At 51.3% G+C, this 608-nt stretch carries 1 protein-coding gene; it reads left to right on the top strand.

Annotated elements, in window-relative coordinates; translation table 11 throughout:
- The coding region (locus AKG43_RS13015; protein ID WP_231718168.1) for a DUF6396 domain-containing protein at window positions 1-608 on the top strand (608 nt) is incomplete at both ends.

The raw sequence follows: 608 nt of genomic DNA, 5'->3' as shown, positions 1-608 counted from the left end.
ACCGCCGGACAGCGAACTGGCTTTTTTACGCAAAGCCGCCGATATGGGCAGTAGAGACGCACAATTCGTATTGGCTGAAAAGGTGGCTTGGATTGACCATGAAGAAACACATGAATTCCGGTTGGAGCTAATGCGTAAGCTCTACCGCTGTGCTTCCGAACAAGGCCAAGGAGATGCATCAAAATGGTTAGGGATCAACTTATCAGGGCTTGGACGACACCAAGAAGCGGTAGCGGCCTTTTACCAAGGTGTAAAAAACGGCAATAGCCAAGCGGCCTTATGGCTTGCCGATGGCTTTGAAGGCTTAGAGTTAAACCTTACTCCGGATGCCGAACGCGCACGCCGCTACAACATCATTAGTGATTACCTTTCCAATTACGACTTTATGTCCCCCAAAGTCCCTGATTTGGATGAAATAGTGCCATTACCGCCGGCACCATTGCCGGAATGGGACGGCAAGATTGCCTTCCAACGCTGGGTAGAGGGAAAAGAACCGCCCAAGCCCTCCGACGAGCTGATGAAAAAACTGGCCGATCAAGCCAAGCTGGATGTGAAAACTGGTCTTCCCCTTGCCGAACCGACCCAACCGGAAGCAGCCAAGGCATATT

Source organism: Neisseria sp. 74A18 (assembly GCF_001308005.1).
In the GTDB taxonomy this organism is placed as follows: domain Bacteria; phylum Pseudomonadota; class Gammaproteobacteria; order Burkholderiales; family Neisseriaceae; genus Neisseria; species Neisseria dumasiana.
This window is presented reverse-complemented; position numbering and strand designations above follow the sequence as displayed.